The 26,895-nt window shown below is 37.9% G+C and carries 28 protein-coding genes; 17 read left to right on the top strand and 11 right to left on the bottom strand.

Going from position 1 to position 26,895, the window contains the following annotated elements:
* The first annotated feature begins 291 nt into the window (after positions 1 to 291).
* From selA to FCL47_RS23625, 4 genes are all read left to right on the top strand, one after another.
* Positions 292 to 1,722, top strand: coding sequence for an L-seryl-tRNA(Sec) selenium transferase (selA, locus tag FCL47_RS23640; protein WP_136816196.1), 1,431 nt, complete (start codon positions 292 to 294; stop codon positions 1,720 to 1,722).
* Complete coding sequence (locus FCL47_RS23635; RefSeq protein ID WP_136816195.1) at positions 1,715 to 3,886, top strand: lipopolysaccharide assembly protein LapB; 2,172 nt, start codon at positions 1,715 to 1,717, stop codon at positions 3,884 to 3,886. Before selA ends, FCL47_RS23635 begins: the two co-directional genes overlap by 8 nt.
* A gap of 11 nt (positions 3,887 to 3,897) precedes the next feature.
* Complete coding sequence (locus FCL47_RS23630) at positions 3,898 to 4,581, top strand: TIGR00730 family Rossman fold protein (protein WP_136816194.1); 684 nt, start codon at positions 3,898 to 3,900, stop codon at positions 4,579 to 4,581.
* Between the two features lie 196 nt (positions 4,582 to 4,777).
* Complete coding sequence (locus FCL47_RS23625; RefSeq protein WP_136816193.1) at positions 4,778 to 5,860, top strand: type IV pilus twitching motility protein PilT; 1,083 nt, start codon at positions 4,778 to 4,780, stop codon at positions 5,858 to 5,860.
* On the opposite strand, the gene FCL47_RS23620 is transcribed toward FCL47_RS23625, so the two are convergent.
* The 5 genes from FCL47_RS23620 to FCL47_RS23600 all read right to left on the bottom strand — a co-directional run bounded on the left by FCL47_RS23620 (position 5,847) and on the right by FCL47_RS23600 (position 10,323).
* Positions 5,847 to 7,595 carry a ComEC/Rec2 family competence protein gene (locus tag FCL47_RS23620; protein ID WP_255580835.1) on the bottom strand — a complete coding sequence of 583 codons (1,749 nt, stop codon included), beginning with the start codon at positions 7,593 to 7,595 and terminating at the stop codon, positions 5,847 to 5,849. The two genes, FCL47_RS23625 and FCL47_RS23620, sit on opposite strands and share 14 nt — an antisense overlap.
* 297 nt (positions 7,596 to 7,892) lie before the next feature.
* Entirely contained in the window at positions 7,893 to 8,429 is a 537-nt protein-coding gene (locus tag FCL47_RS23615; RefSeq protein ID WP_136816191.1) for a hypothetical protein, read from the bottom strand.
* Between the two features lie 135 nt (positions 8,430 to 8,564).
* Positions 8,565 to 9,263: a hypothetical protein gene (locus FCL47_RS23610; RefSeq protein WP_136816190.1), complete on the bottom strand. Its 699-nt coding sequence runs from the start codon at positions 9,261 to 9,263 to the stop codon at positions 8,565 to 8,567.
* Positions 9,260 to 9,514, bottom strand: coding sequence for a hypothetical protein (locus FCL47_RS23605; RefSeq protein WP_136816189.1), 255 nt, complete (start codon positions 9,512 to 9,514; stop codon positions 9,260 to 9,262). The genes FCL47_RS23610 and FCL47_RS23605 overlap by 4 nt, the downstream gene beginning before the upstream one ends.
* 140 nt (positions 9,515 to 9,654) lie before the next feature.
* Positions 9,655 to 10,323: a hypothetical protein gene (locus FCL47_RS23600; protein WP_136816188.1), complete on the bottom strand. Its 669-nt coding sequence runs from the start codon at positions 10,321 to 10,323 to the stop codon at positions 9,655 to 9,657.
* Positions 10,324 to 10,805: 482 nt separating this feature from the next.
* On the opposite strand from FCL47_RS23600, the gene FCL47_RS23595 reads away from it, so the two are divergent.
* The 7 genes from FCL47_RS23595 to FCL47_RS23565 all read left to right on the top strand — a co-directional run bounded on the left by FCL47_RS23595 (position 10,806) and on the right by FCL47_RS23565 (position 17,469).
* Entirely contained in the window at positions 10,806 to 11,036 is a 231-nt protein-coding gene (locus tag FCL47_RS23595; protein WP_136816187.1) for a hypothetical protein, read from the top strand.
* 59 nt (positions 11,037 to 11,095) lie between these two features.
* Positions 11,096 to 11,254, top strand: a complete 159-nt coding sequence (locus tag FCL47_RS23590) for a heme biosynthesis HemY N-terminal domain-containing protein (protein ID WP_136816186.1) — start codon at positions 11,096 to 11,098, stop codon at positions 11,252 to 11,254.
* 5 nt (positions 11,255 to 11,259) lie between these two features.
* Complete coding sequence (locus tag FCL47_RS23585) at positions 11,260 to 11,595, top strand: hypothetical protein (RefSeq protein WP_136816185.1); 336 nt, start codon at positions 11,260 to 11,262, stop codon at positions 11,593 to 11,595.
* 17 nt (positions 11,596 to 11,612) lie between these two features.
* On the top strand, positions 11,613 to 12,017 hold the full coding sequence (locus FCL47_RS23580) for a hypothetical protein (RefSeq protein WP_136816184.1): 405 nt from the start codon (positions 11,613 to 11,615) through the stop codon (positions 12,015 to 12,017).
* Positions 12,018 to 12,481: 464 nt separating this feature from the next.
* The gene (locus tag FCL47_RS23575) at positions 12,482 to 12,709 is read left to right on the top strand and encodes a ribbon-helix-helix protein, CopG family (RefSeq protein ID WP_136816183.1); all 228 of its coding nucleotides are present in this window, start codon (positions 12,482 to 12,484) and stop codon (positions 12,707 to 12,709) included.
* 82 nt (positions 12,710 to 12,791) lie between these two features.
* Positions 12,792 to 15,983, top strand: a complete 3,192-nt coding sequence (locus tag FCL47_RS23570; RefSeq protein WP_136816182.1) for a BT4734/BF3469 family protein — start codon at positions 12,792 to 12,794, stop codon at positions 15,981 to 15,983.
* A gap of 853 nt (positions 15,984 to 16,836) precedes the next feature.
* Complete coding sequence (locus FCL47_RS23565; RefSeq protein WP_136816181.1) at positions 16,837 to 17,469, top strand: hypothetical protein; 633 nt, start codon at positions 16,837 to 16,839, stop codon at positions 17,467 to 17,469.
* A gap of 132 nt (positions 17,470 to 17,601) precedes the next feature.
* Here the strand turns inward: FCL47_RS23565 and FCL47_RS23560 are convergent, their stop codons facing one another.
* Positions 17,602 to 17,976: a hypothetical protein gene (locus tag FCL47_RS23560; RefSeq protein WP_136816180.1), complete on the bottom strand. Its 375-nt coding sequence runs from the start codon at positions 17,974 to 17,976 to the stop codon at positions 17,602 to 17,604.
* A complete protein-coding gene (locus FCL47_RS25765) occupies positions 17,969 to 18,130 on the bottom strand; it encodes a helix-turn-helix domain-containing protein (protein ID WP_136816179.1) in 162 nt (53 codons plus the stop codon). Before FCL47_RS25765 ends, FCL47_RS23560 begins: the two co-directional genes overlap by 8 nt.
* 561 nt (positions 18,131 to 18,691) lie before the next feature.
* Between FCL47_RS25765 and FCL47_RS23550 the strand changes: the two genes are divergently transcribed.
* The 3 genes from FCL47_RS23550 (at position 18,692) to FCL47_RS23540 (ending at position 20,275) form a co-directional block, all read left to right on the top strand.
* Entirely contained in the window at positions 18,692 to 19,243 is a 552-nt protein-coding gene (locus tag FCL47_RS23550; RefSeq protein ID WP_136816178.1) for a recombinase family protein, read from the top strand.
* A 467-nt stretch (positions 19,244 to 19,710) separates the two neighbouring features.
* Positions 19,711 to 19,947, top strand: coding sequence for a ribbon-helix-helix protein, CopG family (locus FCL47_RS23545; protein WP_136816177.1), 237 nt, complete (start codon positions 19,711 to 19,713; stop codon positions 19,945 to 19,947).
* Positions 19,948 to 19,960: 13 nt separating this feature from the next.
* Positions 19,961 to 20,275: a hypothetical protein gene (locus FCL47_RS23540; protein ID WP_136816176.1), complete on the top strand. Its 315-nt coding sequence runs from the start codon at positions 19,961 to 19,963 to the stop codon at positions 20,273 to 20,275.
* Between the two features lie 112 nt (positions 20,276 to 20,387).
* On the opposite strand, the gene FCL47_RS23535 is transcribed toward FCL47_RS23540, so the two are convergent.
* Both FCL47_RS23535 and FCL47_RS23530 read right to left on the bottom strand, forming a co-directional pair.
* Positions 20,388 to 20,831, bottom strand: a complete 444-nt coding sequence (locus tag FCL47_RS23535) for a DUF2846 domain-containing protein (protein ID WP_136816175.1) — start codon at positions 20,829 to 20,831, stop codon at positions 20,388 to 20,390.
* Between the two features lie 148 nt (positions 20,832 to 20,979).
* A complete protein-coding gene (locus tag FCL47_RS23530) occupies positions 20,980 to 21,459 on the bottom strand; it encodes a DUF4268 domain-containing protein (RefSeq protein WP_136816174.1) in 480 nt (159 codons plus the stop codon).
* A 287-nt stretch (positions 21,460 to 21,746) separates the two neighbouring features.
* Between FCL47_RS23530 and FCL47_RS25390 the strand changes: the two genes are divergently transcribed.
* Positions 21,747 to 21,881, top strand: a complete 135-nt coding sequence (locus tag FCL47_RS25390; RefSeq protein WP_255580830.1) for a hypothetical protein — start codon at positions 21,747 to 21,749, stop codon at positions 21,879 to 21,881.
* 136 nt (positions 21,882 to 22,017) lie between these two features.
* Here FCL47_RS25390 and FCL47_RS23525 read toward each other — a convergent pair whose 3' ends face one another.
* Both FCL47_RS23525 and FCL47_RS23520 read right to left on the bottom strand, forming a co-directional pair.
* Positions 22,018 to 22,539: a hypothetical protein gene (locus FCL47_RS23525; protein ID WP_136816173.1), complete on the bottom strand. Its 522-nt coding sequence runs from the start codon at positions 22,537 to 22,539 to the stop codon at positions 22,018 to 22,020.
* Between the two features lie 309 nt (positions 22,540 to 22,848).
* Entirely contained in the window at positions 22,849 to 24,081 is a 1,233-nt protein-coding gene (locus tag FCL47_RS23520; RefSeq protein WP_136816172.1) for a hypothetical protein, read from the bottom strand.
* 425 nt (positions 24,082 to 24,506) lie between these two features.
* On the opposite strand from FCL47_RS23520, the gene FCL47_RS23515 reads away from it, so the two are divergent.
* Both FCL47_RS23515 and FCL47_RS23510 read left to right on the top strand, forming a co-directional pair.
* Complete coding sequence (locus tag FCL47_RS23515) at positions 24,507 to 25,556, top strand: hypothetical protein (protein WP_136816171.1); 1,050 nt, start codon at positions 24,507 to 24,509, stop codon at positions 25,554 to 25,556.
* A 143-nt stretch (positions 25,557 to 25,699) separates the two neighbouring features.
* On the top strand, positions 25,700 to 26,701 hold the full coding sequence (locus FCL47_RS23510) for a phospholipase D family protein (RefSeq protein ID WP_136816170.1): 1,002 nt from the start codon (positions 25,700 to 25,702) through the stop codon (positions 26,699 to 26,701).
* Positions 26,702 to 26,895: the final 194 nt, after the last annotated feature.

Raw genomic sequence — 26,895 nt, 5'->3', positions numbered from 1 at the left:
CTTTACTCTTTTTTGTTTTTGTTTCCCGCTGCAATGCGGTGCTGACCGTTCAGGTCGATGCCGCATTCCCTGTTCCTCAAAGACCGCGGCAAACTACTTGATTGCCTGGGTGCCGTCAAGGGGAAAAATCAATTTATAAAAAATAGTATGGCGATCTCTGATTATGAGCTATCATGTGGCGATAGTTGTTATAAACAATTGATTAATGGTCTAAAATAGAGGAATATTTGTCAAAACGTTTCTCCGCGAAATCCTTCTATCTCTGGTTAACTCTGTCCTTTTTACAAAACAATGGAAAACAAAAATATCTTGCTTAAAGCTCTTCCGAAAGTGGACGAGTGTATCGCTCTACTGAAAAATGATTCTTCGGTGGATGCCCCGTCCAGTATTATCAAGTCGGTTGTCCAACACGCAATTGACCTGCAACGCGAAAAAATACTCAACGGAGAAGCTGAGCGTGAAGAATTAACTATGCAACAATGGATGTCCATGTTTCAGGAAAAAATAGCGAAAAAGCTCACCCCGCATTTTAAAAGAGTTGTGAACGGGACGGGTGTTGTCATCCACACCAATCTCGGTCGATCAATACTCTCGCAAAAAACCACCGACAGTCTCGTTCAGGCAGGAGGCTATTATTCGAATCTGGAATTTAATCTGGAGTCTGGCAAAAGAGGCAGTCGCTATAGTCTGGTTGAAGACATTATCTGCGAATTAACCGGCGCTGAAGCAGCCCTCGTCGTCAACAATAATGCGGCTGCAGTCTTAATTGCTCTTGATACGCTCGCGAAAAATAAGGAAGTTGTGGTTTCTCGAGGCCAGCTGGTAGAAATTGGCGGATCGTTTCGTATTCCCGATGTCATGGAGAAAAGCGGCGCTGTGCTAAGAGAGGTAGGCGCGACCAATAGAACGCATCTGTATGATTATGAAAGGGCGATTAATGAAAATACCGCTTTGCTGCTGCGGGTGCATACCTCTAATTTTCGTATTATCGGCTTTACCTCGGAGGTGTCTGCGGCGGACATGGTCAAGCTTGCCAGGGAAAATAATCTGACAACAATGGAGGATCTTGGCAGCGGCAGCCTGATCGATCTTTCTCAGTTTGGTTTTCCCAAGGAACCGACTGTCCAGGAAATTGTCAAAGCCGGAGTTGATGTTGTCACTTTCAGTGGCGATAAACTGCTTGGAGGTCCGCAGGCAGGCGTCATTGTCGGTAAAAAAAGCGTCATTGCAGCTATTAAGCGTAATCCTTTGAATAGAGCCCTGCGTATTGATAAGTTTACTCTTTCTTCCCTGGAGAGCGTTCTTCGTGAATATTTCGATCTTTCCCTGGCGCTTGAAAACATTCCAACTCTGGCAATGTTGACCATCTCTTCAGAACTGCTCAAGAGACGAGCCCGGAAAATTAAATCCCGGCTGGAAAAGAGTCTTGCCGATCACTGTAAAATAGCGATTGTGCCAACCGTGTCGCGGGTTGGCGGCGGCGCTCTGCCTGAGACCGGTATCGATAGTTGGGCGGTTGATCTTGAGCCGTTAAAGATGAAACTCAGTGTTTTTGAGAAAGAGTTAAGAAAGCTCGCCATTCCAATTATTGGTCGGATCGAAAATGAACGATTCCTCCTGGATGTCCGCACGGTGCAGGATCGTGAGATCGCCGCTCTGGTTACTCTGTTAACTGATTTTTTCGCCAGTTCTCGGGCAGATAAAGGAGAATCTGATGCTTGAATCATTTCCGAATTTAGCTGACACCAGCAAGCTCACGGGGGACGATTTTTCCAGATTTTCCATGAGTTATGCCGAAATCCTGCAGAAGCATCTCCCTACGGCCAAAGATGTGGTTTTTGCTTTTTCTGCCGGGCAGGTGGAAAACATTTTGCCTGCTCATCTCTCAGCATCTGAACTGTTACCTCTTTTTACCAAGGTCAAAGAGGGGGATGCAGCTTTTGGGGCTTATTCAGATTGTTTGATGCTTCCCTTTTCCATACAGGATAGGGAAAGAATTGTGGCAATCATTTCCGGAGCCGACCCGCTTTTTATTCAAAAGGCGAGTGAAGACTGGCTGCTGGAGATTAAAGAAACTGCTGAGCGGGAGTTTCTTTTGATAAAGCAGGCGCGGATCGATAATCAGACGGGCCTGTTGAATATCGCTAATCTGTATTCTCTGCTCGACAGGTATGGTACGAAAGAAAACCTGGGCCTCATCCTGGTGGAACTCATCCCGAAGAGGGCGTCCTTTCAGTATATTGTACGGTATGCGCAAAAGTATGCCACCCTGCTTGTAGAATTTATACCGACAGGCTCGTTATTGCATTGTCTTGGGCAATCTACTTTCGCTCTTGTTCTTCCGCAGAATTTTGCCGGGAAACGATCGGAAATCGAGCGTGCTCTGGTGAACTATCTGAAAAAGGAAGGATGCCATCGAGTTCATGTCGGTTCGAGTTTTTCAAACGTGCGTTCAAAAGGTGACGATCAAAGTTCATCCAGCAGAAAATTGCTGGATGAAGCGTGGACAGCCCTTCAACATGCAACCAGACGCGGCCCTTTCAGCTTTTGCGATTTTGGCCAGCTGGCCCATCCGGAAAATCATCCTCTGGCCCCTCCTGACCGGAACATAGTGCGCAGATTGAGCCGATTATGGTCTTCGTCGAATAATTTCTGTCTGGTTCAATTTTCCAGCGACAACGACACATCATGCTCCGCCAGCAGTGTCGTCACGTCTCTGATTCAGCAAAAAACGGTACTCTCGGACGGTGCGGATGTATTTGTCTACCTCGATGGCGTTAACGCGGGTGATGCGTTGCAATGGGCACAGGAAATAATCAGCCGGAGTGTCAATTCCCAGGAGAACATTCATATCTCCGCCGGAGTGAGCAGTTATCCTTATTGTGGTTTTAAAAAATCTGAACTGGTCATGAACTGCCGGAAAGCTCTCCTGCATGCTGCATTTTACGGTAAATCCAGTGCGGCAGTTTTTGATGCGGTGAGTCTGAATATCAGTGGCGATATCTATTTTAGCGACGGTGACCTGGCAAGATCGGTAAAGGAATACCAGAGAGGCTTGCGATGTGACGACCGGGATGTCAATCTGCATAATAGCCTGGGAGTCGCGCTGGCCATGATGAATAAACTTTCATCTGCCCTGCAGAGTTTTAAGCGGGGGCTGGCGCTTGATAGAAAAAATTTCATGGCTCTGTATAATCTTGGGTTGGGGGAGCAGGCCCGAAATCGGAAGACCGAAGCCTTGGCTTATCTGGAAAAAGCCTTGAAATACTCAGCCCAGGAAGAAGGCGGGACAGAGCTCGTTCATGATCTTACCCTGCAGCTTGGCATACTTTCCTGTGAACTCGGCAAGTACTCGGCCGCGCTTGGGTATCTTGTGCCGTGGCTGTCGGACAATAAGCAATCTCCCCGTGCAGGGCGAGTGCATTATTATCTCGGTGAGGCATATCACGCTCTGAAAGACAATCGAAATGCCATGGGGGCCCTGCAGCGGGCGTTGCGATTCAATGAGATGGACGACAGGGCGATGAGTTTACTCGGACGTATCTACCTTGACGAAGGAGAAGGGGACCAGATAGCCCTGAGCTTGTGCCGTAAGAGTGTTGAACTGGAGCCGTCCAACCTTCGTTATATGTTGTATCTAGGACAGGTATTACTGCAATGCGGATTATTTCCCGAAGCGCGGGAAAATCTTTACCGCTGTCTTAAAAACCGGAAGTACAAAACAGAGGCACAACTTCTTCTGGGGAAGAGTTACGCTGATGACGGACAATCCCGGCGGGCGAAAACCTGGTTTGCCAAAGTTATCGCCGAGAAAAATATTCGTCGGGAATTCAAGGTGACGGCAGAGCAGGAGTTAAAAAAAATGAAAAGTAAAAACCTGATATAAAAATTGAATATATGAATCCGATAAAAAATGGAAGGATTGCCAGAGAACCGAAATATGTTCTCGATAACACCGTCGTCGGCGATTCATGGCGGATGTTCAGAATAATGTCCGAATTTGTCGACGGTTTTGATGCAATGTCGGCAATTCATGTTCCAGCAGTGACTATCTATGGTTCGGCGCGAACCTCCGTTGACCATAAATATTACCTTCTTGCCGAAAAAATAGCGGCGGGTCTGGCCGGTGCAGGGTACTGCGTCATAACCGGCGGCGGACCAGGTGTTATGGAGGCAGCCAACAAAGGAGCCGCTGAAGCGGGTGGTGTGTCGGTTGGGTTGAATATTGATCTTCCCCATGAGCAAGCCCCCAATCCCTACGCGAATTTCCCTTTGAATTTCAAATACTTTTTTGTACGAAAAGTGCTGTTCATGAAGTATTCCACCGGCTTTGTCTGCATGCCGGGTGGTTTTGGCTCTCTCGATGAACTTTTTGAAGCATTAACCCTGATTCAGACCGAGAGAATTAAGCCTTTTCCGATAGTTCTGGTCGGAAGTGAATTTTGGGCTGGACTTGTTGACTGGATAAAAGATAAACTTCTTGGGAGTGGCAATATCACTCTTGAAGATATGTCATTGTTCAAAGTTCTCGATGATGCCGATGAGGTTGTAAGTTACTTGAAAAAAACCATCAAGACGTGAGCGATGTCTTCACAAAAAGTCTCCAAAGGGCATAGCAAGCAAGCGCCCTTGGCTGTACCCCAAGGGCGTTTGCTTATGGGTGCATACTATATTTATTACCTGTCAATTTCATATGGTTAACATTCGTATCTGCGAATTTGTAAGAGTTGAAATACAATATATTGTTTTGTTTATAACTGGATATCGGGGTGAATAAATGGCTCAAATAGATGGCTTTTTTAAATTAATGAATGATGAGGGGGCATCCGATCTGCACATGGTGTCAGGTCAGCAACCATTGCTGCGTATTCGTGGTGATATGGAGCGCGTAAAGTTTAAAAAGTTAGGCAACGACGAGCTTCGAGCCATGCTCTATGAAATTTGTCCCGAAGAAAAAATTAAAATATTTGAAGAAACCGGAGATGTCGATTTTGGTTATGAGATCGCTGGCCTTGCCCGTTATCGGTGCAATTATTTCCAGCAGAAATATGGAATCGGCTCTGTCTTTCGTGAGATTCCCAGTGAGATAATGACTGTTGAACAGCTTGGTCTGCCCTCGGTTATCTCACGTCTGGCCTACCTGCCCAAAGGGCTGGTTCTGGTGACCGGACCAACCGGTTCTGGTAAATCGACGACTCTTGCCGCAATTGTCGATGAGTGCAATAAGTCCCGAAAAGACCATATCCTGACCATTGAAGACCCAATCGAGTTTGTGCATAAAAGTCAGAAGTGCATCATCAACCATCGGGAAGTGGGAACGCATACCAACAGTTTTACCGCGGCACTTCGGGGGGCTCTGCGTGAAGACCCGGACATCATTATGGTGGGTGAGATGCGTGACCTGGAAACCATTGCCCTGGCCATGGAGGCAGCCATGACCGGCCATTTAGTCTTCGGTACCCTGCATACCATTAACGCCATGAAGACGGTCGATCGTATTATTGAAATATTCCCGGCCAGTCAACAGGGACAGGTGCGATCGACGTTGGCAGACGCGCTGAAAGCAGTTGTCTCCCAGACACTGTTTAAGCGAATCGATGTAAAAGGAAGATGTGCTGCTCTCGAAATCCTCATTGCCACCCCTGCGGTGCGAAACCTGATTCGCGATGCCAAGACTTTCCAGATCCTCTCCGCGATGCAGACCGGTAAAAAGTACGGCATGCAAACCCTTGATGATGCAATCATGATTTTGCTTGAAAAGAAGATGATCAGCCCGGACGACGCTTATTCCAATTCGGTGGAAAAGGCAAGATTTCTGAAATACTTAAAGAAAGCCCCTTCGGATTTCACTGAGGTGTAAGGGGGTTTTCGTCAAGCAGAACAGGGGTGAAGGAGTACAGAGGATTGGCACTTTTTTTCCGGTAACCGTAGATGTGATACCCGCTCTCTGTGGCAATGACGTGCAAAGTTCCCTGGTCGGCGGTGGTGAAAAGATCGATTTGCCGATCATTGCATTCTTCGGCCAGGCCTTTATGAGGGAAATTTCCCTTGGTGGACCGTCCTGCAGATACGAATAGATACCTGGGGGCAACGGCCGTCAGGAATTGGCTCGAATTCGACGTAATCGACCCGTGATGCGGGGAAAGCAGGACATCGGCCTGCAGATCATAATTTTGCGTCACCAGAAAGTGTTCCCGGTCCCTGCCGATATCGCCGGGAAACAGGGCGCAAAGCTTATTTGCGCATGCTTTCAGGATAAGTCCGCTATTGCCAACATCGCGAGACCCCTTGTTTTCCGCGCCATTTCCCTGATCTGCCAGGTTCGTTACGCACATCAGGGATTCTTTTCCCGCCAGCAAATAATCATTCATCTTCGGGACGGAAAGAGCCAACCCCTGTTGTTGAGCCAGATGTATCAGCTGTTTGAAATTTTTATCGTGACCTTTTATATCTCTGGTCCACAAAATCTTTGGCGAAAAATGTCTGATGATAAACTCCAGGCCGTTGTAATGGTCGGCGTCGGGATGGGTGATGGCGATGGCATCAATTTTGCGAATCCCCTTTGTCCATAAGAAAGGGGCAATGACCCGTTCTCCAATCGACGTTGAGGCAAAGGAAGAGCCTCCGCCATCAATGAGCATACGAAAGCCTGATGGAAATTCAAGCAAGGTGGCAGAGCCTTGGCCGATATCAAGATACGTGATATGAAAGTACTTGTTGTTTTCCGCAGGATTTCGCCGGGGAGGATAGATAAGCAACCAGAGACATGCGGTGAGAGTGACGCAGGCAGGTAACCAGACCCTTCTTTTTTCCCAGCCCGAATACATGAAAGCAAGCAAGGCGCCATAATAGATCAGGATGAGCCATGGGGGTGGTGTTGGCAGCCAGATGGTGGAGAAAGACCAGGAAGAGAAAAACGCGGCAACATGTACTGCCGCGCCCAGACCCAGTGCCCCGGTCTGGAGGAGAAAGGAACTTATTTCAGGTTGGATGGCAAGAAAAATGATGGAGAGAAAGCCAGCTCCAAGACTCCAAAGACAGATGAGCGGCTCGACAATCAGGTTCGTCAAGGGGCCAACCAGGGAAAACCGGTTAAAAAAATAAAGTGTAATCGGGACAGTGGCCAGATTGGCCACCAGAGAAACAAGCAGACCCGCGATGAGCCAATTGATTGCTTTCCGACTAAGCGAGAGGGCAGGCGCTGACTCAATTCTATTGCCGACTATCTTTTTTAAGGCCGGGAGTAAAAATAGAATCCCTGTAATTGCCGCAAACGACAATTGAAAGGAGGCGGTAAAAAGCTGTAAGGGGTTCAGTACGAGAATCAGCATTGCCGCAAATGCCAGCAGAGTACCGGGCGATTTGGGTCGATTCGCGCAGATAGCGATGATGACAACAGAACTCATAATTACCGCCCGAAATACCGGGGTATTCATACCGGCGAGCAGGCCATAACCAAGAAGCACCGGCAGAGTCAAAAGGGCTGCCCATTTTTTCACTGTGTACCTGAGGAGAAGTTTTTCCGATCGACTGAACAGCCAGAAGAAACCTGCATATAAAAGAGTGCCGATCACTGCCATATGCAACCCGGAAATAGCAAATATATGTTATATACACACATGTATTCCATAATGGGTTCGCCATATGCTTGATATCATTGATTATTTTCGAGACACATGTGTCCTTGAAATCCGATTTGTCCGAGATTGGTAAAAAAGCCAAAAGGAAGAGCCATATATCGAAATCAATATAGGGCTCTTCCCTGCTTCTTAATGTTAACTTAAAATTGCGGTTTAAAATGCGATAACGCACGTCGCAAGCAATGTTATTGGTGGTCTTGATGTCATATGCTTATAGAAGCGGGGTTCTCGTCTTGCTTGAATATCTGATAGCTAGAAAGAAATAAATTCACGTATGGCACTTTGCAGTTCATTGATTATCTTTTTCGCCTCTTTCTCGTCACATTGCCTATACGTGATAACCCCAGTTTTTTTCAATTGGTACCACTGCCCCTCAACATAATCACTTGTAACTATATCATTTGGATCATACAGGCGAAGTCCAATTAATTTATGGAAATATTTGTATAAAATATCAATACCTTCCTTTCTGTCTTGATCAAGTAAGATATTAAGCCTGATGTGGTCACCGATAAAAACGTTCTTGAATGAGATAAATTTTTTAACAGCTTTACGGAGACTAAGGGCAATTGCTTTCACATCACCTTCATCACTCGGTTTATATGCCACAATGCCTTTAGTCTTAAATTTCTGCCATTCAAGATCAATCTGATTCTCGTCCTTAAAATTCAATTCTGCAATATTAGACCAGTACTGATAAACAAGGTTCCATAATTCCTCATTCTTAAGGTTCCGAACAATGTTAAGTTGAACGAAGTCTCCGATAAAGTATTCTTTTAATTTTTCCATGTTTCATTTCCTTTTTGTTGTTGATCTTTGTTGTTTCTCTCAACATTTATTTATATCGGGCAGAATGATTTAAGGAAATATGGACATAAAAAAGCCTCTTTATTTTATAAAAGAGGCTCTCTTGATAATGTTGACTTAGGACATTGTATATTGTCCTTTAAGACCCTTTAAATGTCCTACATATGCTTTCATGCGGTCTGCGATTATTTTATTTTCAGCGGCTTTTCTATTCCTGATTTCTATTGAATCACTAACAGAGATTAGATTGCTATTAGGGGAAAACCCTTTTGCTGCCTGATGCCATGATTCAAGTATATAGTCGTAAACTAGACCGCGCTCATTGTATTCACAATCTCGTGCCTCTTTAAATATTTCCAAACCAGCTCTAGCAAATTCAGATATTTCCTCGGGATTCTCTTCTAAATATTCCTTTATCTCAGTCAGTGAATCATTTTCTAACTGAATAAAGCGAAATGCTTTGAATGCTTTGTATTGCTCACTTTCATTCAGTTCTGTAAACAATTGATCATTATCGGCAGATTCGTTTTGATCTGATTTATTTGCGGCAGCAGCCACTAAATTTTCATTGAAGGCATCACAAAAAACCAGAACTGCTTTAGCGAGACCAGTAGCTGTTCTTTCTGAAATGTTTTTCCTAAGTGCTAATGTAGTTGATTCTACTAAATCCATCTGTTCCAGAAAATACTCTGTCTTAAGGTACATTGACATTCTTTGTCTTTCTGTCAATTCAAGGTAAAGTTCTAAAGGAACTGCAAATTTGGCTTTTTCAATGAAGAGTTTTCTGTATTTATTGACGTTATATTCGGTTTTCATATTTGTGGTTCCTCTATATTTTTGATTCTTGATTTCCTTGTTATTTCCATTCTGCCAGTAGAGCTGAAATTTATTACACTGTTTCTGACGTTACGGCGGGTGTTTCCGATATATTCACTCATGTATTCATTCAGCAATTCTAGGTAATCGTCATATCGTAATTCAGTACAACTAATGAATGTTTCTGGTATTTCCATGTAGATTTTAGAATCGTCACCAGTCTGTATTTTGGCATTTGCGTTTTTTGCCATGAATGATTTCCTTTTTGGGATTATTTCGTTTGTATAAATAAAGGTGTACATTAATGAAGGAAGAGGTTGTTCAACCAAGATTATCAGCTTGGTTGAGCAGCCTTTCCTTTTGGCTTTTATTTACAATGTTCAATAGTTGATTACATTTGTTTTGACTGAACCGCTTGTTTCAATTGTTTAATTTGGTCCATAACATCATGGAAACTGTTGCTGGTATAAATGGCTGATAAAGCTATCATATCAGCAAGAGCTTTAGCCATTACTTCCGGCTTTTCTTTGGAGACCAATTTACTTCTCAGTCTAACAAACATCCCACCAATAAGTGATTTCCCTACTGCTCCTTCAAATATATTAGAATGTGCTTCTAACCCGTTTGAAACGGTAAACTCCAAGAAAGACTTTTTAACGTCATGTGGATAGTTCACGATTATTTCACGCACTAGCTTTTCGGAGTGTTCTTTATTTAGGACTTTAGCGGAATTGTAAATTTCGTGAAGCTCTTCTTTGAAACTATCTGTAAAACTATTATTGATTGTTACCTTTGTTGCTGGTTTGCCTGTATCGGTTAAACCTGATTTGGATTTTTCAGCATAATCGTCTTCTTTCTCTTTTTCCTTCGCAGCTATAGCTAGCTCTTTCTCGTACTTGATGTCCTGGGCGACCTTATCAAAAAAATCGTGCTTCGCCTTTATAAAGTCCTGTTGTCTTTGAAGTGCTTGGATATATGATTTAACGTCTTTAAATCCGTTATATTCGTCTTCTTTAATTAATTTAGACTCTGATGCAAGTTTACTGAATTTTATTGCCATATTGTTCCTTCCTTTTTTTTCAGTTTTTCTCTGTTGTTTCTCTTACATTTATTTATATAAATGGTTCAGCCACTGGAACGACAAAAATGGCTAAATTCTCTTGTGAGAAAATAGCCGTTTAAGTTGCCTTGTGCACGATTGCCCGCAGCATTAGTGCTGATGATATCTTTATTTATGTCTTGCTATAGCTGATTCTGTTGAAATTGTGCTGACGATGCTTGTGACGCAATAGTTACGGTCTAGTGCTTGTCATTCTATGCATCGTTGGATTGAATCGTTTTGATTGGTATTTGATGTTTTTTTTGGAGACACCTAAATAACTAAGAAATACCTGTAAAAATATTGAATCATAACTCCATGTAGTTATTGGAATACAAAAGTTAAACATAATAAATGAATAATAATTGAAAAATAATTGAGCTTAGGTTGCTAAATAGAAGAGTACAACAAAGATAAACAATCTATTTTTTTAGAGGCTTGAAATGAAGAAACGAAAAACCGGAGTCACATTTTACCCAGACGACCCAACATTAAAAGCAATTGATTCATATGCTGCCATAAAGAATGTTTCGCGCAATACTGTTTTACAGCAGCTTGCGAAACGTTATTTGGCATCAACACTGAAGAAATTAGTTATTGAATCTCCTGAGTATCAATATATTTTGGATGATTATCAACGTGAAGTATATCAATTAAAGAAGGAATCGTTGTAATGAAAAATTATATTGTTTACCGAATTACTAATAATCAACAAATTTAGAAGGAATATAAAATGAATCAGGAACTGGTAACACCAATTGTAATTTTTATAGTACTTATTTTAATGGGATGGGTGTTGTCCGTTCCAGAAGCAATTAAGAAATGGCGTAGAAATCGGCGAATGAATAAGGCTGCAGCTTATTTAAGAGAACAATATAAAGACCGAGAATAGAAAAAATGAAAAAAGCAGAAATAAACACGCAAGAATGGAATAACAAGACTGTGCTTTTATGGCGTTCTGTTTCTGAATTAACAGACGTACCTGATTGGGATTTGAATTTGTTTCCAGAACGTATCAGAGAAGACATTAAAATATTTTTTTATTGTTCACTTGCAATAATGGAATTCAAGAAACTGCATTCATTGTTAATTCAGTCAGAAGAGCAAATTGGAGACCCATTATGCGCTGATGAAATATTGGATCGGATTCAACACCATGAAAAAGCAATTGTTGAGTCGTACAATATAATTACTGATGATATGGACGAATATATCAGAAGCAGAAACAACTAATTTTATAAAGGAATTAAATGATTACTATGACCAAAGCCGGGAATATACCGGAATCAGAAAAATATTTTGCTGTAAATGTAGAGTTGAGAAAATCTTTACATGAGGCTTTCGTATCATTAGCCGATGATTACAGCATGAATATTCAGGAACTTCTAGTTGAAGTGTGCCAAAAGTACGGGCTATATCTGGATTACACGAAGAGTCCAGAAGCAATGACCGACCCAGACAGTGAAGTTGTAGAATATAAGTCCACTGAAAATGAGACCGTTTGCACTGAGATTGCATTACCAGAATCATTGCTTGAGTCGTTCTACGAAGCTGCTACCGATGAAGGTTGCTTGATTGAAGAATTGATAACGAATTTTATGGAAGAGTACCTTGAAAGCCGATCTGAACTTTTAGAAATAGATATGTCCGAATAACTAAACACAAGCAGTACAAGAAGGCGGTTGATAATCTGTGGAGGGAGAATCATCCGCCTTTTCCTACGTTCTTCTTTCCCTGTTGTCCCTTCTATTGTTTCTCTCTGTTGTATTCTTCATATTCCTTATGGGAATTCTCTCGACGATGCTCGTCACGATGTAGTTAGTCCTTCATTGATGTGATTGTATTCATATCTATAACTGTATCGTCTTGCTTGAAATGTGAGTTATTCAGGATAATACGGAATTATTGCCATGAAAATAAATCACGGAAGGTATCAATATTTTGAATGTATTATTTTTCATAATATAATCGTGAATATATATTTTTACTGCTATTTAAAAGCGAAAAAACATCAAAATAGTGCCATTAGGATTTTCTGCGTTGTATAAATAGTAAGTAGATATCAATTTAGTATTATTTTTAACAGCAACTAACAAAACAATTTATAAGGAAAATTCAAATGATCAATCTTACAGGAACAAAAAAAGCAAAAGTCTTATTTTACACCGATGATGAAACCATTGAGGCTCTTGACCATTTAGCAGCTCTAAAGAAAATGGATAGAAATGCTGTATTGAGAGAAGCAGCTAAAAAATTCATTGTAACTGAATTGAAAAAAGCGGTAAAGGATTCTGAGGAGTACAAAGCAATTATTGAATCAGCTCGTAAAAAATTCAGCAATAAATAATCTCCATTAAAATTTTTCCAAAAGGAAAGCCGATTCAAACAACCTTTGCTGGGTGACGGTTTGAATCGGCTTCAAAGTACTAATGAAAGAAAGTATAATCTCTCCTTCTACATCTATTTATCATCCATCTGAGATTAGTTTCAGGATGTATAGAAACAAAATAATAGTACAAGTAGAAGAAAAAGAAATAATTGCCGACATCAAATCAGGCAAATATAAACAGCAATTAAAGAAAATCAGAACCATCAAAGATGTTTCAGTACGGAAGGCAGAAAAATTCAACACTCTTCCTATGATGTCGCCTTGCGTTGTTCTTTCTGATGTCAAATTCAATAATAATGAATATGTAAGAGCTACTGGGAACATTCAATTTGATATTGATCTTTATGATAACCAAGAATTGATCAATGAAATAAAAACTGAATTACTGAAATTGCCTAGTGTAAGATTATTATTTGAATCTCCTAATGGCGGTCTGAAATTCCAAATCAAATCTGATTTTGCTTGTGATGATAAGGACATTATCAAAGATGTTTTTCCCAATGCGTACTTGATAGCAGAAAATTATATATTGTCCTCTGTTCCTTCGATCCCAGCTAAGAAATTAGATCAAAAGTGCAAAGATGTAGACCTTGGTTGTTATGTTTCTTTTGACCCAAACATATATTTCAATGCTGATGCTGATGTTTTTCATGTAAATGAATCGGCTTGGAAAATGTATTATGAGCAACAAGCCGTCAAAGTAAAGGAAGAGATTGAAGAAAAGGCACACAGCAAAAAAGAATACTCTTTAACTGATATAAAAGAAGCCCTAGCTATGATTCCGAAAAATCTGTCACGCACAGGTAATAACGGGATTAATCGGTTTTCAATCAGCTTGTCTCTGATGCGCATTATGGGGATTTCTGCTATTGATCTTCTGTATAATCATTGGGACAAAAAAGACAGAAAAGACCTTGAAGGCATCTATAATTCAAGAAATAAAAAAAGCACAACAGGTAAGGACATAAAACCCCATACATTCTGGAAGGCAGCAAGGGATAATGGATATAAAGATAAGATTTCAGTTGAAGTTATTGAAACTGGAATACATGCGAGAAAATTATATACCGATAATCCAGGCACATATCAATCTAAAAGATTCACCGTCTCTGAAGGTAAACAAATATTAAACGCGGCTTATAAAAAATTCTTTGAGAGCAAAAATGATTTATACTTAATTGTTGATCCAGGATTTGGTAAATCTGATGAGTTCACAAGTTTTATTGCTGATATGAATTCACGCCTCAATACCAATTCAAATATAACCGAAAATGACGTTGAAAATCAATTGCAGGAAGTACTACACAATAAAATGATAAGCAATTGCACCACAGGTAAGAATATTCTCATTTTTGTAAAAGATCGTGCCTTGCAATTGCAATTAGGTAAGATTCTTTATCGAAAATTAGGTAACAGTACTCAAGAACTTAATAATGATGATCATTTTTTCAAGATGTCTTGTTATGCTAATAAGAAAGTCCAATTGATTCAGGGAATGAGCCAGATTTGTAGAAGAAAAGAACGGAGGGACGAAAACGGTGCATTGATACCAGATGATTATTCATTAACAGAAGAACAAATAAATGCCTTAGGTCCTGATCTTTGTAGTTCTTGCAATTACGGTTTTGGTGGTCAAGTTGAAGAGGGTTCTTACATCGATGGTAATGGAGATAAAGAAAACCTTAATCTACCTATAGCTTGTTCCTATCTATTACAATTTTCAAAGCCAGTATTCGGTAGTATTAGAATTTATACCTTCAATTATATTACCACTCCTTCAAGATTTGATAAATGTTTTAAGCCTGATTTTATCGGCTCAGATGAATATTGCTTAGGGCAATTCAACAATACAGCGAATAACACTATTTCTTTTTTCAAGAAAGATTTACCGAAGACGATTCAGCATATATGGGATGATGTTAAAGTTGGTGAATTTGTAAAAATAAACAAAAATTATTTAAAGTCCGCCCAAGCAAAGGTCAAAAAGGCTTATTTAATTTTGAAAACTGAGTCTGATATCAACAAAAGCATAAAACTGAAAGAGAATTACCTTAAAGTTGTACAACAATTGAAGTTTGCTAAGGACTATAACAGAGAATATGTTAAACGATGGATTTCTACTGTTGAGGTATTAGGAAAAAATGGTGTAAAAATCAGCATGCCACAATTGCATGTCGGTCGTAAAGGCAAATTTCATCCGAAATGGGACAAAACGCCTAAAGTGTTTCTTGATGGTAGCGGCAATGAGGTTCTTATTCATAATCTTTATAGTGAGGATATTGATATTGTAAGATGTAAAGCAGAATATAATATAAACGCCAAAATCATTCAGGTTATCAATAAAACATTTTCAAAGGCTTCATTTAACGAAAACCCAAACACTTGGGTTAGTATAAAATCTTTTCTAAACACCCTTAAGGGAAAGACTGCTGTTATAAGTTACAAGAAATTTGCCGATGATTTCTATAAAATAGGAGTTAAGCCAGAAGATTTTATGTGGTTTGGTAATTTGAGGGGCAGCAATAGATTTGAACAATACGACAATCTAGTTGTTATTGGTAGGCATTATCTCCCTTACACCGCAATGAATGACCTTGCTATGCTGACTTTTGATGATATAAAGAGCCTTAAGGACATTGAAATGAATCTAAGCCCTGATGCTAAGGGTAATTTATACAGGCATTCTGTTGATTGTATCATCGAGACACCTGAAGGACAACAGAATGTAAGTATAAAGAATCATGTACCAGTTGATTCCAGGCTTCTTTCTTTGTATGAACAGATTGAGGTAGGTGAAATAGAGCAGGCTGTCATGAGGTTACGATTGATTCATGGAATAGAAAACAAGACCGTATATCTGCTTACAAATGTTGTAACTGGTCTTCAAATCAATGAAACTGTCACTTGGAGTGATTTAGTAGGTGGCTACTCCGCTTCTTCCGATATCAAGAATCAAATCTTTGACACTTTGAATAAGAAAGGTTTTATTCAGAACAAAAATAATGTAATCGCTGAGGCTACTGGTTGTGAGATTACGAAATTAAACAACTTCAGGAAGAATAATATGGATTGGTTTGAATCATTCAAGATTGTGAAAGTGAAGGTTACTATTTTATCAAGGAAGACGAATATCAAGGAATATCTTGTCTCTGATTCATATAAAGGCAATTTGAAAAAAGATATTATGAAGAGTGATACCAATATAAAGAATGCGGTTATTTGTTCTCGATGAATAGATTGGCTACGCCAATCTAGTGCATGTGCTGCTCCGCATCCAAGCACTGATACTTTTTATGTCTTTGTTTATGTGTGTATTATTATTGTTTTATTAGTGGAATATGCTGCGACTGTACAATAAGAGCCATAGGCGGGGAGATTATACGTTTCATGGTTTTTTAAGATCATTTTCATGATATATCAAGGGTTTGAGAGATTTTTGTGCTGGTTTTTAGTAATTCTCTATAAAGATATAGTTTTATGGCTCTTGAATTACATGATTTTGGCTTTATATATTGATCTGTTAAGAGAATTACTAAAAACCAGCACAAATCAGCTTTAAAGCCTTATTATTTCATGGTTTATGGCTCTTAAATCTTCCCGCCCATGGCTTTTATATCACAGTCGCAGCATATTCCATGAATAAGGTATAAATTAAATCATCTTAGACTCTCTTGAATGCTGGCTCACAGCATTTTGCCTCTAACATGTATAATCAGAAGCACACACCACAAACTATCTCGTCATGATCATTATCCGCATTATTCCAGATAGTATTTCAAGAAGGCTTTATAAAGAATCAAATCAATGATGAGCCGTAGGCGAATCTTGTTGGCGCAGCCAACATCAGAAAGCCAATAGAATCTTCTTGATTTTCTGTTAACCCTATTATCAGGTTTTTAAAATCCGCTTTAAACGCATCGTCATTCAATTTTGACTATCATGTATATGATTGTATTGATAAAGGCATTAAATCAAATGACGACACGGTTCCGATGAAAATTCAATCGGTATTGTCAATCTGGTTGAGTGCTAAATAAGATTGAAGAGAGAAAAGAACAGAGCAACCACACAGAGGGAAAAATGAAATGGGAAACATTAGAAGGAAATTGAGAGAAGAGAAAAGACCAGCCGAAATCTCAGTAAAAGATAGATCGATTGAAAAAGACACCACTGGTAGATTGATTTTGAATAAGCCAATTAAAGTTTGTTTTAAAAATAATGTCGTTGAAACATTGAACGGCTTATCAATAGAACTCTCAATAGACCGCATTGATTTAATACGGCTGGCAGTGGACCAGTTTATATTGCAGAAGTCAATTCAAGCAGTCCTCAATCACATGAAACCACCGAAGAAAATGATAAAACCAAGAAAGACATTAAAAGTATTTACAAAGTCTACTGTTTTAAAGAGTCTTATTGGTGTTAGTTCATTAGAGAGATTTAAACTGCTAGCAGTAAATAATGGACTTTCTGTTGCTTCAATCTTTAGAAAGGCAATAGATTGTTTTGATGCCCCTCATGAAAAATTAGATCGGAATAAATGTCATAATACGACATTGAAGAGATTTGATGTTTGGGTAGATGCAAAAAGAATTAATAGATTGAGTTCTTTGGCACTTGTTACCGCTGATGTAAATAGGAGTTATATTGTGAGAGAGATAATAGAATCATTTCTATTGAACGTAGAGGAAGGCAAAATCACATTAGAAAATGAATAGGAAATAGGAAAGGCGAAATCAAGAATATTTGATACCGCCTTTCCGTACGTTGTAATTTGATTGTCACGCCATGTTCACCGTCATGTATATCAGTACAAGCATAAGGACCAAACTATTCGGCACAAAGCATCGTCAATCGTTTTTGATGTGATTATTGATGTGATTATCAGGTATGAGAGACGACCATATCATACACCGACCAGATGCAGAAACCCAAGGTCGCCAAAATGATGAATTATTACGTTGTAGTGTAGAATAAGGAATAAAATCATCTTCAACTACAGAATCAACATCCGATTCAACTACAGAATCAACATCATCATCATTATCATCATTATAATCAGGGAAAGCAGCTTCCATTCTTTTATTAAATTCATCAAGCATTGCCTTGTCCCGTTTTCCCTTTGCACTAAAAACATTTTTATTCTTATTGGCAACAGGTTTTGTATTACCAGCTGGTGCATTCTTCCTCAGGAATTTGACAAGAAATTCTTTTTTATCAGCCATTAGCGGACTCCTTATTACAAACTGGAAAGTATCGGTATATTGTTTGCCTTGACCAACCTACCTCTTTAGCAATTCTAGTTCTCGGCACGCCTAAATCTAAAAGTTTTTTGATCTTCTTGAGGTCCTTCTTTTCTAATTGCTTGTGTATTCCCATTACATTTTCTCCGTGTATAAAGTTTCTTTGTTTGCATTTCTGTTACTCAATTATTTATACATCGGAGAAATTCCTAGATCATATTAGGCATTAATAATACCATAAGCATATATCAAAATTGCTTATACAATAATACCTTGACACAAATCTTTTATTATGAATTAAAAATAATACCTTGACACAATTCCTTAAGGTAATTTCCTAACATTTTACTTGACAAAATATACTTAGGTCCAGAGGTGATTTATTCCTTGATATTTTAATAGAGTTGTGACTTGCGTCTAACGCCTACATCATCTCTTACATCACCCCTTACATCAATTCAACTGATACAACCGCCCCTGTAAATCAGAGTATACTTTTTAGACATCTTCATCTTGTTCCCTTCTTCAGGCAAACCACCGTAAAACAATTCTCCAAAATCAGTTCTTTTACACTTTTGTAAAAAAGCTAGCGACATATGGCATTTATTGACAACCTTTCCTTGTTAGGTGCAAAAGTTCCATGTAATATTCTCTTATGCTTTTTATATGTTTTATCAACCACATAGGAGATTAGATCATGAGCAACGGAAAACAGATCGGCTACACCAGAGTATCAAGCATTTCACAAAACACAGAAAGACAACTGGCAGACATTCACCTGGACAAAACATTTGAGGACAAGATTTCTGCTAAAGACACCAACAGGAAAGGCTTGAATGAATGTTTAGAGTATTTGAGAGAGGACGATGTGCTTCATGTACACTCAATAGACCGATTGGCAAGGAACCTTCATGATCTGCAAAAGATTGTCTCTGATTTGATTGATAGAGGCATCAGTGTACATTTTCATAAAGAGAATTTGATTTTCAACGGCTCAGAAAGTGCTATGTCAAAATTGATGTTGCAGATGATGGGGGCGTTTGCTGAGTTTGAAAGAAATCTCATTCATGAAAGGCAGAAGGAAGGAATCGCAATAGCAAAGCAGAATGGCAAGCAGCTGGGAAGGAAGGCAGCATTGAACAAGGAGCAGATCACAGAGGTCAAATACATGTTGAATGCTGGTTTTTCCAAATCAATGGTTGCTACAAAATTCGGTGTCAGCCGGCAGACGATTTATAATGTGATGTAAGACTACAAGTAGAAATTTTTTAGGAGCCGTTTCTCTTCATTGATTCATGTTGAGCAGCGGCTTTTTTATTGGCTTTATGGAAAATGATTGATGTCAAGAAAATGACAACCCTGAGTGATATTTGATTTTGACCGAAAGACCTTACAATAAGAGCCATAGTGAGAGAGAATGGGAAAGAATGGGAAAGAGTAGACACTACAGACCATCATGACCAGTGTACGTTGTTTATATTTTGACCTAGTGCAATTAACTTTGCCGTGCCTTGCCGTGCCGCCATCTGCATTTTAAGTTCAAAAAGCCTGAATCAATATATCACGCCAAATACTCTTTTTTTCATATTATAAATAGTACAAGAAAGAGCATATTCAGTACTTACACAACTCCTTGTAAATACGTATGTCTTTGAAACGACAGAATAATATTAAGTCAAACTATTTTACACTTAACAATATAAAGGAATAATAAAAATGAAAAAAGCTAGAAAAGAACGCCATTCAAAACTTCAACCAGTACACACGTCATTGAATGTTCGTCATTGTGAAAGCCTAGACCAATTAGCGGAAATGAGATGCAGCACACGTTCAACTTTAATAAGAGAAGCAGTATTCCAGTATTTAATCCGTGAATTGAATAAAGAAGGGATGGTCCAGAAAGGTTTTCATACAACAGAAAGGAATTTATCTAATCTTATAGGGATTTGGTAAAGGAGGAAATGAGATGAAAAACACTATAAAAAGACCGCAAACCCTCAGTACATGTTTAGCAGTGGCAAAGCGTGTTGTGGATTCGTTTTGCAAAAAAACTGTTAATACCGTCTGGCTAAGGAAGAGTACTCAAAAAAGAATTATTCATTATTCTAAACAGATGGAATGCTCACCAGAAGAATTGCTTGAGGCATTGGCAGAATATTTCGTACATGTACAAATGACTTCTCTTGAGCAGAGCCCGAAAATGTATGTCGGTGGAGGAAGAGAAATCTATGTGGAGAAATTCGTGGAAGAGCCGCAAAAGGGCTTGTCTGATTTTTTCTAGGTAAATTGCTTCTCTTGATCAGAACGAACTATGCATGTCCTTGCTATTGCTCGGAGGGAGAAAATAGCATGACGATGTCGTTGTGATTGTTTTTTATGCTTTTTATTAAATATTACAAAGCCTTTTGACACTTCTTCAATTCTTCTAAAGCAAGGTTTTCATCGATTAGATAAGGTACTTGTTCAAAAACTAAGAAATAGCTTTTGACGGAAATGCCTACGAAATATATTTTTCCAGCTTCGGCATTAAACTCCAGAACAGTATCAATGTGTTGAGTATCAGTGTGAATTTTTACTGGTCCTGGCTTAGTGACATAGGTCAGATAGCTTTGATTGCTAAGTTCAGGAGCAATTCGTGTATTATTAACAATGATCGGAAAACTTGCTCCTCCTTCTGTAAACGCCCACGGTCTGTAAATATAAAGTGTTGAACTTCCTTCTTTTGCCTTGAGTGTTTCGGAAAAATAATCTCCTTTTTTAGCGGCACAGCCCGATAAAAATCCTACCAATAAGAGTACAGATATCATTCTACATAAATGAAAATACTTTAGTCTCACGTTTTCTCCGAAATGTTGTAATTATTAACGGTATAAAACAATTATGTTAGAGGTACTAATATATTTTTATCCAATTCACTACAAGCAATCAATATAAACAGAAGATTATACTACGATCAATCAATAATAAGATTCAATATAAGCACAACTATAAAATCTTTATACTCTTTAATATTCCATATTCCTTTAATGAATTTTTAAGTTTAGCCATATTTTCTGCTAAATTCTGATGTGTTTCTTTCCATGTACTTGAATCTTTAGCATCAAAAATAATATTTTTACATTTTATGCGGCGACGTTTTATGTCTTTTTTATCATTGACGTCTTTATAATCGACCCATTCTAATTCATCGCCAAACCTATTTTCTATTTCTTCTTTTTCGCAAAAATATTCATTAAATAATTTTCTATTATCGTCAGCGTCCTCTTTTTGAAAACATAGCTCAACCCATGCTACACCATCATCAGCCCTAATACATGTAGAAAATGCCACACCACCAATGCCTAGATTTGTTTTAATATAGGACTTGCCGCCGCTTTGAGTATTTTTATAAAAATCAGTGCATTTTCTAACGTTTTCTAAAAAAGCATCCCAAAATTTTTTATTTAGAGATTCCGCCTTCATCATGTACCTCCGTCTGTTGTAGCATCAACCAGAGAAAAGACTACCATAAAGTGCTCTGTAGATAATTTTTTTAATCTTAACCGAAAAAGGTGTTACAGAATAGAAGATATTTTGAGATGATCAACCGATACCGTTGCCCCATTGTCCAAGCATCCGACGCTTGATGTTGCTTTTCAATCTTTAATAATGGATTGTGAGGTGTGGTGCCTCTTGGAAAGAGTACAAAAATATGCGCCATTCACTATGCGAAACAGATGGACTGCGCTACAGAGCAATCGATGGAGGCTGTAATGGAATACTTTAGCTATTTGCAGATGGACGGGACTGAATCAGGACAGAAGATGTACTTAGGTGAAGGAAAGCATGTCTACATTGAGAAGTTCAAAGAGGAGGAGAAGGTCAATGATCTTTCTGGGCACTTTTAATGCATTTAAGGTGAATGGAGGTGAATGTTCTTCGGACTAATTTTGCAATGAGATTCAAAATGATAATATGTGAGATTCTCACGAAAAACCATATGCCTACCTCGAACCTTTTGACCGCCGCTACTATCTACAATTATCAATCTTTTTTCTTCCCTATATCATTTGGCATCGGAAAAAAGTACAGACCTTCTTCTAATTGTTGTTGAAGCACTTTTTTTCTATCAGATGTGGCAATTCGAGAAGATTCAAGTTGCAAAATTTCATCCTTTAGTTCTGAAATATTACTCTGAGATTGTTTAGCAAGCCTTGCATATTTATATCTCTCTTTAGAAGTTAGTTCATATTTTTTTGATAACAAAATATATATATTTTTATTATCTTCAAGTTTACTATTTAAAGATGCGGCTAATTGGGTTGTTTTATTCAACTTATCCTTATAATTCGCAATTGCTTCATTCAAGCTAGACAATTGATTGTTTACTTTATTGTTTTCCTCTGCTAGTAAACTTGCTTTTTGTTTTAGCTCTAATTGCTCAATATTATTTTTCAATTCAAATACTTGGTTTTTAAGTTTGGCTATTTCATTATTTTTATAGAATATTGGTTGAAAATATTCAACAAACCAGATACTAAGAAGACCTGCGGCTACAAAAGCCATAATGTATACTGAAAAATGCTTTTAATACTTAAGCTCCGTATCTCTTTTGTTTGAGCATTAAACTTATTTGCCTCTGCTTCGTTTCTTTTAATTTCTGAATTCAATCGATTTATTTCTAGATCAATCATCGAATTGTCTGTAGTGTTTAGTTGCATGATATGTTTATTTCCCTTTTTTGTCATGTGGGGTTACAGAAAAATGTGAACGAAGTAAGTGCAATCCATAGTTTTTGTGATCTTCCTCATTGCTGGCAAACAAAATCTCCAATTCAGATAGGTTGTTTCATTGTCTTTACAGTGTCAAAATTCATTAAGGTAGTTTAACCTTGTTAAGGTCTATAGAATCATAGTGGATAGATTGTTTGAATGATTCTATATCTGGAGATTTAGTTAATGTTTTATTAATTCTGTCCTTGTTTTCATCCCAGAACTTTAAAAAAGGTCCTTCACCGAATACATCAGTACTTTTGTAGCCTGTTATCATAGAAAAAGATTTCACACTTCTGACAACTACATCAAGATTTTGATCATTGTTGATGGCATTAATTAGAGCCTCAGGAACTCCTAATTCTTTTCTGTTTCCTAAAATAACTGAGACCTTAACTCTGACAGCATTTATCTTACTGTTTAATAAATCGTTGATTAGTATTTTTGTATCCACTTTTTCCAAGTCTGTTTCAACCCCATCTCTATAGAATTTATTATCCAAATATCTATCTCCCGATAGATAAAAACTTTTAACTTGAAATATGTATGATAATACTATGCTCTCTCTATCTGTTCCTTTCACTTCATTGAGCAATTTGTTGAGTTTATCAAAAGCTGATCTTTTACCTTTGGATATAGATTCATCCGTCCAAACCATTAATTTATCTCTCCATTTTAATTTTTCGAGCTCGGTAGAAACTTCATTTTTAAGGTTATGCAACTCATCGGTAATTGCTTGATTTTTCTTGACGAATTCTTTATCCACCTTAGATAATCTTTCATTTGACAAAGCAACCTGGTTGTCAATTGCTTTTACAGATTCCTCAGCACCTTTAACCTTGACCATAATTAGTGCCGCATCTATTTTTGATTGATTGAGTGCTTTTTTTGATTCCTCAATTGCTTCATCTGATTTTGTAGTTGCTTGTTGCAGTACCCCTTTGGCTTCATTTCTCAGTGCTTCTGCTTCTTTGCTTGCTTGTGTAAGAACTCCTTCAGCCTTTTCCAGTACAGCTGCAGCCTCGATTCTTTTTTGTCTAGTTTCCCACATCTGCCAACTGCTTATACCAACCTGTGCGATTGCAATCACCACCATCAATATCGCAACAAAAGTTGATGCTAGCTTTAGAAATTCAACCCACTTGTTCTGTGATCTTCCACAATGCTGACAGGCTGAGGCATCTATCTTGATGGATAATTTACAGTACTCGCAGGGTTTTTCGAGTAATAAAGGACTATTTGGTTTATCAGTCTCCTTGGGCAATGCAGGACTATCTGGACTATCTGAATTATCAGATTCTTGGGGTAATGTAGGACTATCTGGACTATCATTCATATGAATTACCAGTAAAGAGTTAAGTTGCGATGATGACAGTTTTTCAGGTTAAGGTAAATGTTGGGAATTTGCCAGCTATTAATTCATAACAACCTGCAATGTCGGCTGATATGTTCTTTCAATGTTTATTGAAAAAAACAAAATACTGGAGTACACACAAGATAGTAGTACGCCTTCAATGCTTATGTAGCCTTCCTTAAGTATCAAAATACCACCGCCTAGGCAGGAACCTCGTCAATTTTCAAGAATTTTCAATTGTGATAACAAATAAGAGGTAGTATCAAGATAACAATAGTTAGTAGACAAGTGCACTGCCACGGAGTAGTAATGGTACTGTAACCAACACCTCATCAAGCTCTTGATGCTAATTTATTATACAGTAATAATCTCCATTAACGCTTCATTGACCTTCATTGGATTGGATTATGAATAATTCTAAGCAAGAGACTCAAATAGAACCTTCCACTTGTAATGAATGTGGTGGACAATTAAACGATCATGCCAAAAGATGTCATCTTTGTGGGTCATACCAGAAATTCAATTGGCTTGAGTTTTTCAAATCACTTTCTTCCGCAACAGCGTTTCTTATTGTACTTGTATCAATCGGGACACTTATGCAAACCTGTCAAGAGAAACAGAATGCAGAAGTAGCAGTCATAGCGGCTAAACAGGCTTTGAAAGATACAGAAAAAGCAAAATTCGCGGCAGAAACTGCAAAAGTAGAAGCAATTAGCCAAGCAAAAGAGTTGATCAGTACCCTTGGAAAAACAACAAAGACAGAATTGGAAAAAATTGCGAAGGAAACATCTGCAAGTTCGGAGTCAGTCGAAACATTGGGTACTCTTATTGAGGAGGAAAGGTCTAAATTAAAAATTCTTTCTGATGAGACAGCAATTGCGTTAAAGGGACTAAAAACTGTAGAGGACAAAATTGAATTTCAACAAATTGTTGATGCAGCTCGTAAGGATGATAGAAAGTCATATGATCAACTTAAGATTTGGTTAGAAGATAAAATGTATCCTTTTCAAAAACAAGCAAAGACACAACATGACAGAATAGAACGCGATCTTTCAGATGAGATTAGAAAAATTGAAATTCAAAATAAATCGACAAAATATATTGAGCAATCTTGTGCTATTTCAGTAGAATATTCATTGCATGATTTGGTTGGACTTTACTATTCGATGGAAGATTTAATAAAAAGAAATATTGGCAACTTGAATATCAGACCTTATCTTATAATTTACGTTGCAGAACGGAGAACTGATATTTCATTAAAAGAAAGATTACAATTTTTGATTAATATTATAGCATCTGATAACAGTTTGATTAACTTAAGACTTGCAGATATTATTTTTTGGGAAAATGCAAAAAAAGAAGCACGGCAATTAATGTGGACGCATCGAGCGACAAGTCCTCACAATGATTATCATTTTACTCTAAAATATTGGAATGATCATAAAAATGAATATTAATGAAAACTCTTCTTTTTTCTAATAGAAAGCAATCGGCTCTTGCTCGATATAAAAAATCCTTTAATGTCTATTAATCTTTTGTTGCTCCATACCTTAAAGTTCTCTTGTTATCAATTCAACAATTAATAATCGGAAATAAAATAATGCTTTTGACTACAGAAACACTTAATAGTGAAATGATAAATTATCCTCCGAATTTTGTTTCTGTTGCATATATTGGAATTGATTGGCAAGAATTTATCGACCCAAATAAAATAAAAAAGATAATTATTTCACCTACAATTGGGTCTAACCCATTTGCAATAGAATCTTTAGTAAATGAAATATCTTGGGAGAAAGTATATTTCTTAAATAACCTTCATGCGAAAATTTATATTGGAGCAAATAACGCTATAGTTGGCAGCCCAAATCTTTCCCGAAATGGGTTAACTACAACAGGGCAACAAGAGGCAGCGATCAAAACAAAAGACAAAACAATAATTAGCGATCTGTTAAAATATTTCAATAAACTAGAAGAGTTAGCTAATAAGAATTATCCAGATACCAAAGCCAAAAAAAAACGTCTCTCTGAACTAAAAATAGAATGGACAAATGCCGTTCGGAGTGGAGTGATTAAGGATGATCGAAAAAAGACTAACCAATTTTCAGATTATAACATTGTTTCATGTGATGACTTCTACATATCTTGGTATCAAGATGATGATGATTTCAAATATACAGAAAATGTTTTGCCAATAAAAGAATTAATTGAAGATGAATTGCACATTGCGGAAGATGACGAAGTTGAAAAAGGAAAGTGGATTTTGGCTTGGAAAATTACAACTCAAGACAGACCATACAAAGACAAAAAATACGCTAGCTGGATATATATTGACGAAATAATATCGCAAGGTATTGAATCAACATCAGATTACAAATATACTAAACTTGCGTTGATGTTAAAAAATAAAGAAGAGTTAACTCCTCCTTTTGAAATTACCAAAGATTTTTACAAAGCATTTAGTGAACTTGTAGTTGATAAAAAGTATTTAAAATATATGATAGGTGATAAAAAAACCTATTATATAAAAAACACCTTCGGCATGTTTGAGGAATTCTTGATTGCTTTAAAAGAAAGAATGAATCAAAATAAAACATCTCACTGACGCATAGCAACAAGGCAAAAGATATTTTATAATTTCCGCCGCGATAAATTAAATAATGGTGAAAAATTCAGTAATATCCGGTTAGAAAATTGCATGCAAATTTTTGATAAATATTAACATCTTGGGTCGTTTTTTCTTGACAAAGAGATAAAAATTTTCGGTCGCCCCCTTAAAAGAAAAATCTTTTAAGGGGG

This window comes from Desulfopila sp. IMCC35006 (assembly GCF_005116645.1).
GTDB lineage: Bacteria > Desulfobacterota > Desulfobulbia > Desulfobulbales > Desulfocapsaceae > Desulforhopalus_A.
Note: the sequence above shows the minus strand (reverse complement) of the source record. Positions and strands in the feature narration are given on the sequence as shown.